Raw genomic sequence first — 16,232 nt, 5'->3', positions numbered from 1 at the left:
CAATCCCTTATCCGAGAACCCTACAGGCCGCCGGACCCGGACCGGGCGACGGCTTCCTGCGGTACGCCGTCACGGAAGGGGATACGTGCCCCTGCCCGGGCCGCTACCCGCTCACCCGGGGTCAGGATGCCGACCAGGTTGAGGGGGTCGGTGGCGGCCACCTGCACCGTCCGGCCCTCCTCGCCGTGCCGGCGCTGGTCGCGCAGAGCGGAAACGGCCTGGGGCAGGGCGAACTGCTCGCCCCAGAAACCGGCCACGAAGCGCCCGCCGCGCACCTCACCCCGGTCCTCCAGGCGGTGATAGACCGCCAGAAGCTCGCGCCAGGGCGGCAGCCAGGCCGGCTCGCGGGCCAGTAGGGTGCGAAAGACCACGCCGTAGCGCTCGAGCAGGGTCCAGGCGGCGGCTTCCACGGCGGCCGGGTCCCGCTTTTCCCCTGCAATCGGTGGCGGCGCCAAGGGAGCCCAGCGCCCGGCCTCCTCAACCTGCCGCGTCGGGTTGCCGGTTATCCGGCGGCGCCGACCCCGTCGCCCGGATTGGTGGTTGTCGGTGGGGGCAAGCAGGGCGCGCAGGCCAGCGAAGCTGTCGCTGGTGGCCCGGCCCCAGGCCACCAGCTCCCCTAGGGCCCCCTCTACTTCGGTGCGCAGCATGCCGGCGCAGCTCACTAGCTCGTCGAAGAACTGGGCGCCGCGCTCCTCTAAGCATGCCCCCACCTTGGCCGCCTTGCCGGACAGTGCCTCGTTACTCCCCTGAAATCCTGCTGCCAGGGCCTTCCAGTCGGGCAGGTTCTTGCGCTGCAGCAGGGCCACCGGCGTGGTGCGTATGGCCCCGGCCCGCCGGGCCCGGCCGTGGGCCGCGGCGGGCGGGGTCAGGCGGGCCCAAACCACCCGCCCGGACAGGCAAAGTTGATCCAGCCATTGGGGATCGTAGCCCGGTAGCCGGGCTGGCAGGATCTCCGACTCCCATGTCGCCGCCGGGGCTTCGAAGCCCTCCAGCTGCTCGATCAACGCCAGCAGTGCCTCGGGCCCTTCGGGGGCGGTCTCGTCATCGGTCTTGGTCAGTCCCTGCCACTCGATCAGAAAGCGGATGTAGTCGGCCGGTTCCGCCGGCTCGATGGCCTGGCGCAGGCGGTCGAGGGTGTTCTTGTGGATACGGGCCAGCAGGCGACGCTCGCACCATTGCTCGTTGGCCGCTTCGGGTGTGAAACGGCCACGGAAGACGCTTCCCTCGGTCTCCAGGGCGGTCAGGGCTGCCTCTACCGCATGGGTGGCAACGCCCAGGGCCTGCGCCTGGGCCGCGGCGGTGGTGGGCCCCAGGCCCTCCAGCCGGCCGCGCACCAGCTCGCGCAGGGCGCTGTCCCGGTACCAGCCCTTTGCCTCATCCGGATGCGTCCATCCCGCCGGCGCCAGCGGCGCCTCCGGGTGCACCGCGCGTAGCTGGGGCAGGCGCTCCACCGCCAGCCAAAGGGTCTGGCCGTCCGCCGGAGTCAGGGTGCCGGCCCGCCCTTCCTCTTGCAGGGCGCGGAGCCAGCCCTCCCAGCCCGAAGCCGTTCCCTCCTCGGCGGTAACCGTGCCCAGCACGGCCAGGGCGTCGTGGAGCTCGTCGCGGTCGCGCACCTCGGGCCAAGCCTCCTCCTGGACCCGGGTGATGGCCTCGGCATCCAGCTGGCCCAGCTCGGCGGCATCGGCGGGGGCCAGGAAGCGCCGTGCCTGGACCATGCGGGTGCGGCGCTCCTCCGCTGGGGCGTCGTCCAGGAAGGCGTAGGGCCGGGCATTCAATATCTCGTGGGCAAGGGGGCTGGGCTCGGTAAGGTCCGCGGTCACCAGACGGATGGTCCCCGTCCGCAGCCCGCCCAGGACCCGCTGAAGCCCATCCAGGTCCATGGCATCGCCAAGGCAGTCGTGGAGGGTCTGGTTCACCAGCGGGTGGTCAGGAACCTCGCGGTCGCCGCCGAGGTTCTCGACGCAGGCGATCTGGTCGGGGAACACCGCCGCCATGAGGTCCTCGGCCTCCATGCGCTGGAGCTGGGGCGGGGTGCGACCGCCGTTGCGGAAGCGCCGGATGGCAAGGGCGGTGTTGGCGTTCCATCGCCAGCGGGTGGGAAACAGCGGCGCCCCGAGCAGGGCCTGGACCAGCACCTCGCGCACGGTCTCCGGCGACAGGTAGCGGGCCACCTCCTCCAGCGGGAAGCTGTGGGCCGTGGCCAGGGACAGGATGACGGTGTCCTCCAGGGCCGCCGCCTGCAGCTCGAAATTGAACTTGCGACAGAAGCGCTTGCGCAGGGCCAGACCCCAGGCCTTGTTGACCCGGCTGCCGAAGGGTGAGTGCACCAGCAGCTGCATGCCGCCGGACTCGTCGAAGAAGCGCTCGAAAATCACGGTGTCCAGGGTGGGCAGGGCGCCCAGGGCGTTACGAGCGGCGGCAAGGTAGGTCACTGCCTGCTCCGCGGCGGCGCGGGGGACGCCATCGGTTTCGGTGAGCCAGGCGATGGCCGGCTCCAGGGCGGTGCCCTGGGGGCCAATCCGTTCTTCCACCCCGCGGCGAAGCTCGGAGACGTAGCCGGTGAGCTCCTCCGACCGGCCCGGGGCGTCGCCGAACCAGAAAGGCAGCGACGGCGGCTGGCCGGCGGCGTCCTCCACTCGGACCCGGCCGGCCTGAACGCGCAGGAAGCGGTAGGAGTGATTGCCGAGCTGGAAGATGTCGCCGCCCACTGCCTCCAGTGCAAAGTCCTCGTTCACCGAGCCGATGACCTGGCCCTCCGGCTCCAGCACTACATCGAAATCGCCCTGATCGGGGATGGTGCCGGCGCAGGTCATGGCGGTTAGGCGGGTGCCGCGGCGGGGCCGGAGGATGCCGTTGATCGGGTCGTGATGGACCATGGCGCCGCGCCGGCCGCGGCCGGTGGCGAAGCCCTCGGTTAGCATGGCCGCGGTGGCGTCGAAGTCGGCCCGGGTCAGGGCGCGGTAAGCGTAGGCCCCGCGCGCCAGCTCGAACAGGGCATCCGTGGACCACTCACCGGCGGCGGCTACCTCGGCGGCGATCTGCTGGGCCAGGACTTCCAAAGGCGCCTCGGGAAGCTCCAGGCGATCCAGTTCGCCGTCGCGGGCGGCGCGGACCAGGGCCAGGCACTCCACCAGGTCGTCGCGGGATATCGGAAACAGCCGGCCCTTGGGCACGGCGTCAACATGGTGGCCGGAGCGACCCACCCGCTGCAGGAAATTGGCGATGGTGCGGGTGGAGCCGAGCTGGATTACTAGCTCCACCTCGCCGATGTCGATGCCCAGCTCCAGCGAGGCCGTGGCCACCAATACCCGGATCTCGCCGTGCTTGAGCGCCCGCTCGGCCTCCAGGCGGCGCTGCCGGGAGAGGCTGCCGTGGTGGGCCATGACCTGGTCCTCGCCCAGGCGCTCGCCCACGTGGCGGGCCACGCGCTCGGTCATGCGCCGGGTGTTGGCGAACACCAGGGTGGTGCGATGCGCGCCGGCCAGGGTCTGGAGGCGGTTATAGACTTCTTCCCACACCTCGTTGGCCATCACCGCCTCGAGGGGAGAGTCGGGGACCTCCACGGCCAGGTCGGCGGTGCGGAAATGGCCGGCGTCGATGATGCGGCAGTCCGGCTCCGCAAAGCCGTCCACATGGCGGCTGCCCACCAGGAAGCGGGCTACCTCATGGATGGGCTTCTGGGTGGCGGACAGGCCGATCCGGGTCAAGGGTCGATCGGTGAGGGTCTCCAGGCGCTCCAGGGAAAGGGCCAAGTGGCTGCCACGCTTGGAGGCGGCGAGGGCGTGGATCTCGTCGACGATGGCCGTGCGCGTCGAGCCCAGCATGGCCCGCCCCGACTCCGAAGTCAGCATGATGTAGAGGGATTCGGGGGTGGTGACCAGGACATGGGGCGGGCGTTTGCGCATGGCGTCGCGCTGCGACCGGGGCGTATCGCCGGTGCGGACCAGGGTACGGATGCCTGCCTCGCTAGCGCCACGGCGTTCCAGCTCGCCCTCGATGGCGGCCAGAGGCACCTCTAGATTCTTCTGGATGTCGTTGGACAGGGCCTTCAGCGGCGAGACGTAGACCACCTGCACGGCATCCGGCAACGGCCCGTCCTGGGCCCGCTGGACCAGGTAATCGATGACCGCGAGGAAGGCGGCCAGGGTCTTGCCGGAGCCAGTGGGGGCGGCGATGAGGGTGTGGCGGCCCCCGGCGATGGACGGCCAGGCCTCGGCCTGGACCCCGGTAGGGGCGCCAAGGGAGGCCTCGAACCAGTTGCGGACAGCGGGATGGAAGGTTTCCAGGGGCATGCGGCGTCAGTTCGGTTGGCGGCGGAGGCCCATCTTAGGACCTTGGAGGGTATTGGGGCGAGGGCGTTCGCAAGACCCCGCCTGCCCAAAGCCCGCTGCCTCTTGGGAATTCCCGACACAGCTGCGCGCTAGGGCCCGCCATTTCGCCCTACATGGGATGGGACCACAGGCGTTGCCGCCCGATCGCTCTCGGGGCCAATATAGCAGTGGCACCCACCATCCCAAGGGAGTCCGTTCATGCCACGGATCCTGTCTCTAACGCTGTTTGGCCGGTTGCGGGGCGGGCCCGCCTTGGCTCCGGCCAGTCCGGAGCTTCGCAGGGGCGCCGAAGCCCCGGCCGAGGTGTCCGGCGGACAGCGCCTGTGGCATATCCGCGAGTCCGACGCCATGCGCTCGAGCAACTGGGCGACGGTCTTGCTGGATACCTATGAGGGCTTCAAGCGGCTCGATTGCCGGCCGCACATGGCCCTGGACTCTCGGGGCAAGGCGGTGCGCCTGCTTGCCCGCGATCGGGGGTGGGGGTGCCCTTCGAGGCCGTGGGCCTGAGCCAAGAGGTCCGCAACAAGCTGGATCGGCTGCAAAAGCTCCCCCGGGTGCGCCTCCAGGCCTGCAACCTCGCACTCCGGCGTCAAGGTAGGGCGGACAAGCCGCTATTGCCGGGGATTGAGAAGGTAACCAATGACTTCATCGCTATGGCGGGTTACGGCGCCCAGAGCTACACCCGGATTCCCGTGGACTGAATGCTACAGGCAGGACAGCCGGCGCGCCTCGGTATTGGCGTGCGCCACATTGCCGGAGCTCAGATCCACCTCCCAGATCGCTTCCGCTCGGCCAACCCCGTCGAAAGAGTAGACCAGCATCAGCCGCTCGACGTCGTCGGCCCCAACGAACAGCCGCCATTCCTCCACCTGCAGGCTGTACCCGGAGCTGAAGAATTGGTCGAAGTTGGCGCGGAAGGGGGCGGTGGGGTACTTGCAATCCGGCGAGAAATCCGCCCCGTCCAGAAGCGCCACCGCCCGGCCGGTGCGGGACATGGGGCCCAGCTGCACCGACCTCTGGGCCAGGGCCTCAGGCTTCTCACCGGAGCCCATCGCCATCACCGTTACCCGGTAGAGTCCGGGCGGCAAAGGAAAGGCTTGGTCATACAGCGCATCCGAGGCGAAGTTGCCATCGGCTACTGCCATGGGCCCGCTCCAGTTCCGGTAGCCGCTTTGCGGATGGTGGACCATCAAACGCAGGCGGGTGTCTTCGCCCAGCTCGGTCCGGCCCATGAAGCGGGCGCCGCCGTCACCGGTGCGCTCGCATTCCAGGCCGCGGATGGGCCCGTCCTCGGCCGCATTGGCTGGCCCGGCGAGAATCGCCGCCAGCGCCGCTATCAGAATGGTTCCCGTTCTCATTGAATCACCTCCAGACATTGGCCGGGGCGGATCGGCGGCCGCGGCCCGAGCAGGCCGAGCACCGCCTCGGCGACCCGCTCGGGTGGTACGCCCTGACGCCGGCCGGACACCGTTTCCTGCATGTCGGTGGCCACCCGCCCCGGGCAGACGGCAAAGACCTCCATCCCGGAGCCCTCCAGCTCCCCGGCTAGCGCCTCGGTAAAGCCGTTGACCGCGGACTTGGTGGCGGAATAGGCCGCCAGACCCGGGATCCCGGTCCGACCCGCGCCCGAGGAGATGTTGATCACCGTCCCCGAGCCCTGCTCGCGCATGGTCGGCAAAGCCGCTCGGGTGCCGTGGAGCACGCCCCCGACGTTCACCGTTACCGCCGCATCGATCGCCGCCGGGGGCATGTCGGCGAAATCCCCCGCCCAGGCCACGCCGGCATTATTGACCAGGACGTCGATGCGCCCGAAGCGCTCCAGGGCCAAGCTCACGAAGGCCTCCACGGCGTCGTAGTGGGCCACGTCCACGGCTCGATGGATGAGCTCGCCGTAGGGGGCCAGCTCCTCGGCGGCCGCCGCCAGCCGTTCGGTGGTCTTCGAGCCCAGAACCACCCGCGCGCCGGCCTCCAGGGCCCGCCGCGCGGTGGCAAAGCCGATGCCGCGCGAGGCCCCGGTTATCAGGATCACGCGGCCCGTCAGGTCCGGTTCAGCCATGCTTCGCTCCTGTGACCGCGGCCACCGCCGGGCTGAGCTCGAAGCCCGGGCCGGTGGCGTCCGAGAGGGTGTCCCCGGTCTGGCCGGTTAGCCGCGCCCAGTACGAGAGGTGGGCGGGGGATCCCGGTGGCCAAGCCCGGACGAAGGCCCGCCGGAACGCCTGGTCGTCGTAGGGGATGGCCACCGCGTCCCCATACAGGGGGCCGCAGCGGCCGCCGTATAGGCTCGGAACGGCCGTGGGCGGCCACGTGGCGATGCGGGTGAGCAGGCCCTCGCGCCGCTCACGGAAGTTTGGCATGCCGGCGGCGCCATTGTTGATCACCATGCCGGTCCCGTCCGGGCTGGGCAGGGCCATGGCCACGGGTCGGCAGGTGTGGCTGGAAGCCAGCACCGTCACCCCCGTCCGGTACAGCTCGCGGGCCATGTGCTCGCGGTGGGCGGGATGGGCCATGCGCTCGGCGGCCAGGTCCCACCCGGCAAGCGAGCGGGTGTCGCCGTGGACGATGCCCACGCGCCGTCCCCCCACCTCGGCCACCATATGTCGGGGCAGCTGGCCCAGCTCCCGCCGCCATCGGGGGAATTGCTCGGCCGTGACCGCCAGCTGCGCCATGATCCGATTGGAGCGGGCCACGGTGCCGGTATCCACCCATTCGGGGTAGGCGCAGCCGCACCCCGCCGCCGGGTCGGGATTGGCCAGCTCCGCCTCCACATTGCCCTGGGTGAGGGTATGGGCCGCAACCCCCTCCTGGACGGCGGCGAAGCGTTCGGGGTCGGTGTCGAGCCAATGGCAGTCGCCATTGAAGACCTAGGCGGGCGCCACCGGCTCGCGGGCGGCCAGGGCTCGCACCGCCGTCAGGGCTTCGAGATTGCCGTAAAGGCCGCCCACCACATAGAGCACCTCCGCCGCCAGCTCGGGCGGGCGGCGGAGGTGCTCCGGGCGGTAACGGTAGTGGAGGGGACAGTACCGGCCGGGATCGGTCATGGCGACGCCCTCGGCGCCCGGCGCCGGGCAAGGGCCAGCGGTGCCAGGTAGCCAAGCGTGCACAGGGCCAGCCCGTACACGTTGGCCCCGAGCAGGGCGGCGTAGTCGCCGTCGCCGATGGCCAGGGCCCCGGGCAGCCCATCGCCCGCCAGGGTAACCCCCACGGCCACGCCGGGCCAGAAGCTCAGATGGAAGGCCGCGGGGGCGTAGCCGGTCAGCCGGTGGAGCAGGAAAACCGGTGCCAGACCCATCATCATGGTGCCGCTCAGGGTGGTGGCCTTGAGGATCTCGGTTCACACCAGTATGGGCAGATTGCCGGCCAGGGCGAAAGCGATCATGAGGATCATGGCGGTGCGCACCGAGGGCCGCTGCCGGGGCCGCTGGACCAAACCCGCGAGGTCCTGGGCGCCTAGCCGGGTCAGGGCGGCCAGGGCGGAATCCAGGGTGGAGCCCGCCGACGTGATCATGATGGCGGTGACCACGAACAAGGCCGCCGTGCCCAGCGCCCCCGCCACGGTGCCGGGGGTGTTGGTGCCGGTTTCCAGACCGCTTAGGCGGGCGTGCACACCCACCAGGCTGACGCCAGAATGGCGACGAAGCCCAGGAGCCCGGCCACAACGAAGGCCCGCAGCATGGTGCGCTCGTCGGTGAGGAAGCCACGGTCGGTGAGCACGGGGTCGTGGAAGGGGTAGGACAATACCTGCAGCAGGGCCACCAGCAGCAGGTCGGCGCCGCCGGCCAGGCCGAACCCCCCAGCGGTGGCCAGAGCCGCCGGGCCGTGGCCGGGGATGATCAGGAACAGCACCCAGCCCAGCAGCAGGGCGAACAGCACCGCTTGGATGCCGTCGGTGAGGATGGCGCCACGCAGGCCGCCTTTGAGGCAGTAGGCCAGCGTGAGCCCGGTGAAGGCCAGGGCGGCGCCGATGTAGGCGGGGCTCCCCGGGGCGCCGAAGTAGGCGCCCACCACGGCGGTATTGCTCCAGACCTCGTTGTACAGCCGGATGAGGATGGCCAGGGCGAAGCCCGCCGCGGCGGCCCGGCCGTAGCGGGCGACCAGGAAGGGCACCAGCCCCGTGGCGCCCTCCCGGGTGGGCAGCCGGTAGATCACCCAACCGGCGACAGGGATGGCCAGCCAGTAGCAGGCGTAGGCCAGGCCGCCCATGAAGCCGTGGGCCGCACCCAGGTTGGCGGCATTGGTCACCGACTTGGCGAAGATCCAGCTGATGAAGATGGAGCCGGTAAGCGCCCAGGGCGAGACTGCCCGTCCCGTCCGATCGCGCCCGCTGAAGAAGGCCCCGGCGGTGACCGCCCGCGGCGCCACCGCCACCATCACCAAGCCGTAAAGGCCGAGGAAGGCCCAGAACAGTATGCCTGTGGATGGGTCCAACGCGACCTCGCTTCCCGGACAAGGCCGACAGGGTGTCGCGATCCGGAAATCGAGGCAAGCAGTTGGCCTCCGGGTACCGGTAAACGCTTCCCCGGGTTTTTCCAAAGCACGGATTCGGGGCGGTCGGGGGGCGCGCAGCTGGGCCAGGGAGGGGGTTCCATTAGAAAGCGACGGCCGTTTAGGGTTGGGTCGATACCCCACACCCACAAGGCACGGTCAAATTGGGTCGTTCAGCACGAGCAAGCGTTGGAGCCCTTTGTGGCTGGCTGATGGTGGCTGTCACCGTTTCCTTCGATGCCTCGGCCTCGCGAGGAATGGCTATTGAGGCGGGGCAGAGTGGTCCCGACAATATCGAGGTGTATCGCCTGACCCTGAACCGGGACCTCCGTAGGGATAACTGGTACCTTAAGGGTGGGTGGCGGCTCCGCATGGCCTGGGAATTCTCCGCCGGCCGTTTGCGGTCCGTCGACTCCCAGGCCGAGGGCAAGACCGGGGAGGTGGACTCGGTTGCCGGACGGCTTCTATTCCATTTCTTTGCCCCCCGCGCGGCGATCCCTGGTCTTCGAGGTGGGCAGCGGGCCCGTTTACCTGAGCAAGGCAATAGTGGGTGTGCACAACCTCGGTAACAAAGTGCAATTCCGCTCCCACATCGGCTGGGGCTTTCTTTGGGGGCCAAACGACCGGTTCGCCCTAATCTATCGCTATTCTCACACCTCCAACGCCGGGCTTGGCCATCCCAATCCCGGCCTTAATGTCCAAACCCTGCATATGGAACGCCGCTTCTGAACGGAACCGAGCCCCTACGGCCCGGTCCCTGGACGTAGGCGCGGCCTTTCGAGGGCCATCGGGGTTTGTTTGGACCGGCACTGATGCCGCCGCAAACGAGGAAGCCAATGACGCGAAACCGTCTCCTTCGACCCTGCCTTACCACGTTGGCCCTGCTGGTGGGCCTGATCGGCCTGCCCGCAGGGGCCCCGGCCGCTTCGGGCGACGATCCGGAGCTGCCGCCGGCGGTCCAGGCCCTGACCACTAAGGGCCTGCAAGTGGTCGAGCGCTTCGAGGCGCCCGGTGGTCTGACCGGCTTCACCGCCCGTGCCGGTGGCCGCGAGGTGGTCGTCTACGCCACCCCTGACGGCGAGCACGTGCTGCTGGGGACCCTTCTGGACGAGCGGGGGAATAATCTAACGAAAAAGCACCTGGCTGAGCACATGCCCTCACGGGGTATGGGCGAGGCCTGGGCCCGGCTCGAGGAGGCCCAGTGGATTGCCACCGGCGCCAAGGATCCCGAGCGGGTGGTGTACATGTTCACCGATCCCTTCTGCCCCTACTGCCACGCCATCTGGAAGGCCAGCCGGCCCTACTATGAGGAGGGCCTGCAGATACGCCACGTTCTGGTGGGGGTGATCCGCCCCAACTCCAAGGCCAAGGCGGCGGCTATGCTTCAGGCCGACGACCCCGCCGCCGCCTTCCGCGCCCATCAGCAGGCCTACGGTGACGGCGGCGGCAAGCAGGTCAGCGGCGAGGCCAGCGACCCCGCCCTGGCCACCGTCGAGGCCAACAATCGGCTCATGCGCGACCTGGGCATCGGCGGCACGCCGGCAGTGATCTACAAGAACGGCGACGGCGAGGTGAAGCTGGCCAACGGCATGCCTAAGCTGTCCAAGCTCGCCGACATCTACCGTCTGCCCGAGAAGACGGTGGACGACCCCTCCCTGGATCGTTTCCGCTAGGCGGCGGTCAGGCCTGGGCCCCGCGGCCTCGCCGGGCCAGCCACTCCCAGAGCCAGCCTTCGGGGCGGTCATCGCCCGTTGTGACGTAGCTCAGGGCGCCATGATCGCAGGCGGTCCAGGCCATGTGGTGGGCGGCGCCACTCCGGCCGCAGAACAGGATCCGGTCGGCCGGCTGAAGAGCCATGTCCATGGCAGGCAGCAAGTGATAGGCCCCCTCTCGGTGGACCAGCAGCGGCAGCGCCGGCACCCACTCGTTCCGATCGCGGGGGTCGGTGAGCAGATCACCGAGCTGGAACGGGTGCCCGGCCTGCAGGTAATCGATAATGGCCGGGGCCGACTTGACGCCAAGGGGCAGGCTCCAGGTGTGCGGCAGTTCGTCGCCCACTAAGGCGGTGATGCGGCTGACCAGGACGTTGGCCCAAGCATCGTCCTGGGACAGGGTCAGCTGCAGGAACCGCTCCATCAGGGGCGTGGTTATCAGTCCCAGGACCTCCCTGGTTAGGACCGTGCCGGCGTCCAGCACCAGATCCAAGTCGGCGGCCTCGAAGATGGCTTGATTCCGACCCAGGCTCTGACGGGCCACGGTAAACAGGTTGGGATTGAGCTCACGGGCAGTGAGGATTATGGACAGGTTATTGGGGTCGCTGTCCGTGCCCGCGAGGATACCCACTGCATCCTCGATGCCCGCTTCCTGAAGTGTCTCCGCCTCGGTGCCGCGGCCCACAACGGTGCCCTCAGGGGCCCCCGTGCCCTCCGGCTCCGCCTCCACCACCACCGTGTCTACACCTTCCTCCGCCAACCGCTCGCGCATGGCCTTGCCGAAGCGGCCGTAGCCGCACAGGATCCACTTGCCCCGCGGCGGTACCAAGGGCCGGGCTACGGGCTGGTGCTCGATGCCCGTTAGCCAGGCGTAGATCAGGTACATTCCCGGCGAGCGCACGGCCATGGCGAAGCGCTCGGCAAAGGTGTCGAAGGGATTGATGATGTGCTCGGTGCCGAAGGAGGCCATATTGGCCTCCGTATCCCGGTGGCGCGCTCGGCAGATAAGGGGAACCTGCGGCGCTAAAAGCTTGCTGGCGACGGCGATGGAAAGATTGGCCTCGTCGGTACGGCTGACCGCGATGACCCCGGCGCAGTCGGGGTGATTCAGGCCGGCGTCGATCAGGACCTGGGGGTCGTCGGCGTCGGCGTTGAGCCCGGGAACCTCCATGGTAAGCCCCTCCACCTTGAGGGCCTCGATGCGCTCCGCGTCGCTGTCCACTACCACCGGGCGAATCCCCTCGTCGGCCAGGGCCCTTACCACCAGACTGCCGTTCTCGCCGTAGCCGCAGACGATGTAGAAAGGCTCACTTAGGCGCCGCACGCTTCGCCTGAAACGCGAGAGATCCACCACCCGCCGGAAAGCCGGGTCCTGGAGGATGGAAAGCAACATTCCGATGGCGTAGAGCCAGGCGAAGACCAGGCCGTAGATGGCGAACATCATCCACAGCCTCTGGGCCCCGGTGAACGGGTGGGGGATTTCGCCGAAGCCGATGGTGGGCGCGGTGTAGGTGACCACGTAGAAGGCGTGAAAGAAATCCATCCGCCAGGGCTCGCCGTCTGCGGTTTCCCCCGGGATCAGCACCAGGCCCAACATGGCAACGGCATAGGCGCTGATCAGGGTCACCAGCGGTGCCCGCATGCGGCGGAGCAGGAGAAAGATCACCTCCGGCATACAGTCTCCCTGTTAGCGGCGGCCCATGATGGTCTCGGCCACCAGCAGCACCACCGAGACCACGTTCGCCAGCAGGGCTCCCCCGGACAGGGAAACGATGGCCGCCATGGTGTGGGTCGTCAGGCCCGTGTCGGTGACGTATGCCACGGTTCCCCAGACCAGCACCGCGATGATCAGCTGAACATCGGCTACCAGGCTGGTGGCCAGCAAAAGAGCGCCGATCTGGGTGCGCTCGCCGAGCTTCATGACTGTGGCGATCAGGCTCACTACTAAAGCGCCGTAAAGCTCGTAGACATTGTGGTGGTCCGGGTTCGCGACCTCGCCGTAGAAGAAGCCGAAGTTGACGGTCATCGCCAAAACGATGACGAAAGCGAAGATGGTCTTTTCCAGGTTCATGGGCCCCTCGATTGATCGCCGGCCGGATAGTCCCACCCATCCTAGGTCAGGGACGGGATCAGCCATAGCCCTTCCGGAGCCGGTCGATGGTTCGGCGGCAGAAGGCCCGAATCAGGAAACGATCGAAGGCCACCACGTCCTGGGACGCCGTTCCCGAGAGACCGCTTCAGCGGGTGGGCGGCGCGCCTCGCTGCCTTCCTTGGCCGATCCCGGCCAAGGCTTGAAAGATCCCGGTACGGGCCCAAGCTTTCCCGATGCGTGGCAAGCGTAGCGCAAAAGGCCCCCTGATTACCCAAAAGGCTCAGCCAGGCTGGCCGGTGTCTGTTGTGGGAGCCCGGCTTCGCCGGGCGAGGTTTTGGATGGGCCGAGCCGGAGGCGAACGGCTCGCCCAATGAATTGGGCTCTTACAGTAAAAATTGGATGCGGCTAGAGACGGCTGAGCCTTTTGGGTAATCAGGAAAGGCCGAGGAGGCGCTATGGGCTGGCAGCGGACCTGGCAGGAGCTTCGCAGCAACTGGCGCTTGATGACCCTCTACGAGCGCTTCGAGCAGGTGGTGGCGGTGGTCCTGGTGGTGGCCATCGCCGCCGTGGTGTTGGTGGCCCTGTGGAACCTCATGAGCCATATCCTCCGGCTGGTTGTCAGCGCCAACCTGAACCCGCAGAACCACAAGCTCTTCCTGCGGGTGTTCAGCGGCAACATGACCCTGCTGATCGCCATGGAGTTCAAGCATTCCATCCTGCGCTGGGCGGTGCGCGAGGAAAGCATCATCCAGGTGAAGACGGTGCTGGTGATCGCGATCCTCGCCCTCGCCCGGAAATTCATCATCCTCGATACCGAGGTGGTTTCCGCGCCTCATCTGTTCGGGCTGTCGGTGGCCGTGCTGGCCCTGGGCGGGGTTTACTGGCTGATGCGGGAGCGCGACGACCACCTGCCGGCCAGCGACAAAAAGGCCCGCCGTGGGGCGGGCCGGTATTGACGGCGGTGCGGGCGCTCAGCCCGGGCGGGGGATTTCCCCCATGCGGCCATCCCGGAAGTCCTGGAAGGCCTGGTCGATCTCCTCGCGGTTGGTCATGACGAAGGGGCCGTAGCGGGCCACCGGCTCGCCCAGCGGGCGGCCGGCGACCAGCAGCAGGTCGGCCGGTTGGTCGGTCCCGGCCGGCGCGCCCAGGCGCACCGGCTCGCCCTCGCCCAGCAAGCCCAGCTCGCCGTCGGCCAGCGCATTGTCCCCCACGCTGACCGTCCCCGAGCCGGCCAGGGGATAGACGAAGCCCTGGTAGGCGGCGGGCACCTCCACCGTCACCTCGTGGCCCGGCTCGATGGTCAGGTGCAGGTAGAGGATGGGGATGCGGGTCTCGATCACCGCCGATGCCCCCAGCGCCTCGCCGGCGATCACCCGCGCCCGGCCCCAGTCGCCGGTCACCTCCGGGATGCGCTCGGCCGGGGTGTCCTGGTAGCGGGGCTGCACCCACTTGTCGGTGGCGGGCAGGTTCACCCACAGCTGGATGCCGTGCACCCGGCCGCCGTCCCGCCGCAGCGTTTCCTCCGGCATCTCCGAATGGACCACGCCGGCCCCGGCGGTCATCCACTGGACGTCGCCCGGATTCAGCTGGCCCGAAAAGCCGAAGGAATCGCGGTGCTCGAAGCGGCCGTCGAGCATGTAGGTGACCGTCTCGAAGCCGCGGTGCGGGTGGTCCGGGGCCCCCTGGGCCTGGCCCGGCGCCCAGTCCTTGGGGCCCATCTCGTCCAGCAGCAAAAACGGATCCACCATCTGCAGGCCGTGGCCGGGGAAGGGACGGCGGACCGGGAAGCCCGCCCCTTCCTGGGTGTGGGTCCCGGTCAGCCGCTGTGCCAAGGGGCGTTCGGTGCGTTCGGTGGTGGTCTGGCTCATGGCTGTGTCCTCCTAGAGCTCACCCCTGCTTCAGGCGGCTGGCCACATCGGCCACGTGCCGGCCCTGGAAGCGGGCGATCGCCAGCTCGTTGTCCGACGGCCAGCGGCTGCCGTCGCCCTTGGCCAGGGTCGAGGCGCCGTAGGGACTGCCGCCGCTGATCTCGTCCATGTTGAACAGCTCCTGGCAGGCGTAGGGCACCCCCACGATCACCATGCCCTGGTGCAGCAGGGTGGTGTGGAACGAGGTGAGGGTGGTCTCCTGACCGCCGTGCTGGGTGGCGGTGCTGGTGAACACGCTGCCCGCCTTGCCGATCAGGCTGCCATTGGCCCACAGGCCGCCGGTCTGGTCCAGGAAGGTGCGCATCTGCCCGGCCATGTTGCCGAAGCGGGTAGGCGTGCCGAACACGATGGCATCAAACTCGGCCAGCTCGTCCACGCTGGCCACCGGCGCCGCCTGGTCCAGCTTGACCCCGATCTCCCGCGCCTGCGCCTCGGGGATGGTCTCCGGCACCCGCTTGACCGTGGCCTGGGTGTCGGCGTGCTCGCCGGCGCCTTCGGCCACGGCGTTCGCCATCGTCTCCATATGGCCGTACATGCTGTAGTACAGCACCAAAACCCGGGTCGTCATGGTCGGTCTCCTCGGTGTGGTTGGCAGCCCTTTAAGCGTGAGACCCCATCAATCGGATTGACAATCCGGTCTAAACGAAAAACTCTGTTTCCCTATGGAAACGATCAGCCCATCCGAGGGGGACCGGCTGGACGACATGGCCTTGTTCGCGCGGGTGGTGGAGGCTGGCAGCTTCTCGGCGGCGGCGCGCCGTCTGGGCCTGTCCAAGTCGGCGGTGAGCAAGCGCCTGGCGCGGCTGGAGGAGCGCCTGGGGGTGCGCCTGCTGCATCGCACCACCCGCCGCCTGGGCCTGTCCGAGGCCGGCCGCACCCTGTACGAGCACGCCCGCCAGGCGGTGGCCGCCGCCCAGGCCGGGGAGGAGGCGGTGGCCCGTCTGCAGGAGCGTCCGCGCGGGGTGCTGGCGGTCAACGCGCCGGTGTCCTTCGGCGGCCTCCATCTGGCGCCGGTGATCTCGCGCTTCCTGGACCGCTACCCCGAGGTCGGTGTAGACATGACCGTGGACGATCGGGTCCTGGACCTGGTGGAGTCTGGATTCGATGTAGCGGTCCGCATCGCCGAGCTGCCCGATTCCAGTCTCATCGCCCGCCGCCTGGCCCCGGCGCGCCACGCGGTGTGCGCCGCCCCCGCCTACCTGGAGCGCTGGGGCGAGCCGCGCACCCCGGCCGATCTCGCCCACCACAATTGCCTGACCTACGCCTACTCCCGCCAGGGTCCGGAGTGGCCCTTCGACGGCCCCGGCGGCCCGGAGACCGTGCGCGTCGGCGGCGACCTGCGGGTCAACCACGGCGACGGCCTGCGTGCCGCCGCCGTCGCCGGCCTCGGCATCGCCCTTCTGCCCACCTTCATCGTCGGCGACGAGCTGCGCGCCGGCCGCCTTCAGGCCCTGCTGCCCGGCTACCGCACGCGCGAGCTGTCCATCTACGCCGTCTACCCCGAACGCCGCCACCTGCCGGCCAAGGTACGCGCCTTCGTCGACTTCCTGGTGGCGACCTTCGCCGGGCAGCCGTATTGGGACCGGGGGCTTTGACGAGGCCCTAACCGCAGAGACGCAGAGGGCGCGGAGGACGGCAAGAGGAATGGAATCTGCCGCGGGGTGACCCGTGGGCGCGGCGTCCACGC

The 16,232-nt window shown here is 69.0% G+C and carries 15 protein-coding genes and 1 pseudogene; 6 read left to right on the top strand and 10 right to left on the bottom strand.

All coding sequences use genetic code 11. The features are described from left to right. Positions 1–20 precede the first annotated feature (20 nt). Positions 21–4,292, bottom strand: coding sequence for a DEAD/DEAH box helicase (locus V5A19_RS07220; RefSeq protein ID WP_332318460.1), 4,272 nt, complete (start codon positions 4,290–4,292; stop codon positions 21–23). Between the two features lie 237 nt (positions 4,293–4,529). Here V5A19_RS07220 and V5A19_RS07215 point away from each other — a divergent pair, with 237 nt between their 5' ends. Both V5A19_RS07215 and V5A19_RS07210 read left to right on the top strand, forming a co-directional pair. Next, positions 4,530–4,838, top strand: a complete 309-nt coding sequence (locus tag V5A19_RS07215; RefSeq protein WP_332327748.1) for a hypothetical protein — start codon at positions 4,530–4,532, stop codon at positions 4,836–4,838. Next, the gene (locus V5A19_RS07210; RefSeq protein WP_332318462.1) at positions 4,814–5,032 is read left to right on the top strand and encodes a hypothetical protein; all 219 of its coding nucleotides are present in this window, start codon (positions 4,814–4,816) and stop codon (positions 5,030–5,032) included. The genes V5A19_RS07215 and V5A19_RS07210 overlap by 25 nt, the downstream gene beginning before the upstream one ends. A gap of 3 nt (positions 5,033–5,035) precedes the next feature. Here V5A19_RS07210 and V5A19_RS07205 read toward each other — a convergent pair whose 3' ends face one another. The 5 genes and pseudogenes from V5A19_RS07205 to V5A19_RS14345 all read right to left on the bottom strand — a co-directional run bounded on the left by V5A19_RS07205 (position 5,036) and on the right by V5A19_RS14345 (position 8,699). Next, positions 5,036–5,689 (bottom strand): hypothetical protein, encoded by a 654-nt coding sequence (locus tag V5A19_RS07205; protein ID WP_332318463.1) that lies wholly within the window; start codon positions 5,687–5,689, stop codon positions 5,036–5,038. Continuing rightward, complete coding sequence (locus V5A19_RS07200; protein ID WP_332318464.1) at positions 5,686–6,387, bottom strand: SDR family oxidoreductase; 702 nt, start codon at positions 6,385–6,387, stop codon at positions 5,686–5,688. The genes V5A19_RS07205 and V5A19_RS07200 overlap by 4 nt, the downstream gene beginning before the upstream one ends. Then, on the bottom strand, positions 6,380–7,096 hold the full coding sequence (locus V5A19_RS07195; protein WP_332318465.1) for a hypothetical protein: 717 nt from the start codon (positions 7,094–7,096) through the stop codon (positions 6,380–6,382). The genes V5A19_RS07200 and V5A19_RS07195 overlap by 8 nt, the downstream gene beginning before the upstream one ends. A gap of 96 nt (positions 7,097–7,192) precedes the next feature. Next, positions 7,193–7,369 carry a hypothetical protein gene (locus tag V5A19_RS07190; RefSeq protein WP_332318466.1) on the bottom strand — a complete coding sequence of 59 codons (177 nt, stop codon included), beginning with the start codon at positions 7,367–7,369 and terminating at the stop codon, positions 7,193–7,195. Further along, positions 7,366–8,699: pseudogene (locus tag V5A19_RS14345) on the bottom strand (sodium:solute symporter family transporter). The gene V5A19_RS07190 and the pseudogene V5A19_RS14345 overlap by 4 nt, the downstream one beginning before the upstream one ends. Before the next feature lie 564 nt (positions 8,700–9,263). Here V5A19_RS14345 and V5A19_RS07170 point away from each other — a divergent pair. Continuing rightward, positions 9,264–9,542: an acyloxyacyl hydrolase gene (locus V5A19_RS07170; protein ID WP_332318470.1), complete on the top strand. Its 279-nt coding sequence runs from the start codon at positions 9,264–9,266 to the stop codon at positions 9,540–9,542. 107 nt (positions 9,543–9,649) lie between these two features. Then, complete coding sequence (gene dsbG / locus V5A19_RS07165) at positions 9,650–10,486, top strand: thiol:disulfide interchange protein DsbG (RefSeq protein ID WP_332318471.1); 837 nt, start codon at positions 9,650–9,652, stop codon at positions 10,484–10,486. Between the two features lie 7 nt (positions 10,487–10,493). Here dsbG and V5A19_RS07160 read toward each other — a convergent pair whose 3' ends face one another. Both V5A19_RS07160 and V5A19_RS07155 read right to left on the bottom strand, forming a co-directional pair. Further along, the gene (locus V5A19_RS07160) at positions 10,494–12,200 is read right to left on the bottom strand and encodes a potassium channel family protein (RefSeq protein WP_332318472.1); all 1,707 of its coding nucleotides are present in this window, start codon (positions 12,198–12,200) and stop codon (positions 10,494–10,496) included. Positions 12,201–12,212: 12 nt separating this feature from the next. Further along, positions 12,213–12,596 (bottom strand): DUF6394 family protein, encoded by a 384-nt coding sequence (locus V5A19_RS07155; RefSeq protein ID WP_332318473.1) that lies wholly within the window; start codon positions 12,594–12,596, stop codon positions 12,213–12,215. A gap of 476 nt (positions 12,597–13,072) precedes the next feature. Here V5A19_RS07155 and V5A19_RS07150 point away from each other — a divergent pair, with 476 nt between their 5' ends. Further along, positions 13,073–13,573 carry a phosphate-starvation-inducible PsiE family protein gene (locus tag V5A19_RS07150; RefSeq protein ID WP_332318474.1) on the top strand — a complete coding sequence of 167 codons (501 nt, stop codon included), beginning with the start codon at positions 13,073–13,075 and terminating at the stop codon, positions 13,571–13,573. A gap of 15 nt (positions 13,574–13,588) precedes the next feature. Here V5A19_RS07150 and V5A19_RS07145 read toward each other — a convergent pair whose 3' ends face one another. Further along, entirely contained in the window at positions 13,589–14,485 is an 897-nt protein-coding gene (locus V5A19_RS07145; protein WP_332318475.1) for a pirin family protein, read from the bottom strand. 19 nt (positions 14,486–14,504) lie between these two features. Further along, a complete protein-coding gene (gene wrbA / locus V5A19_RS07140; RefSeq protein WP_332318476.1) occupies positions 14,505–15,113 on the bottom strand; it encodes an NAD(P)H:quinone oxidoreductase in 609 nt (202 codons plus the stop codon). A 94-nt stretch (positions 15,114–15,207) separates the two neighbouring features. Between wrbA and V5A19_RS07135 the strand changes: the two genes are divergently transcribed. Continuing rightward, the gene (locus V5A19_RS07135) at positions 15,208–16,140 is read left to right on the top strand and encodes a LysR family transcriptional regulator (protein ID WP_332318477.1); all 933 of its coding nucleotides are present in this window, start codon (positions 15,208–15,210) and stop codon (positions 16,138–16,140) included. The last annotated feature ends 92 nt before the right edge of the window (positions 16,141–16,232 follow it).

Origin of the sequence: Thiohalorhabdus sp. (genome assembly GCF_036628635.1) — a bacterium.
Classification (GTDB): domain Bacteria; phylum Pseudomonadota; class Gammaproteobacteria; order Thiohalorhabdales; family Thiohalorhabdaceae; genus Thiohalorhabdus.
Note: the sequence above shows the minus strand (reverse complement) of the source record. Positions and strands in the feature narration are given on the sequence as shown.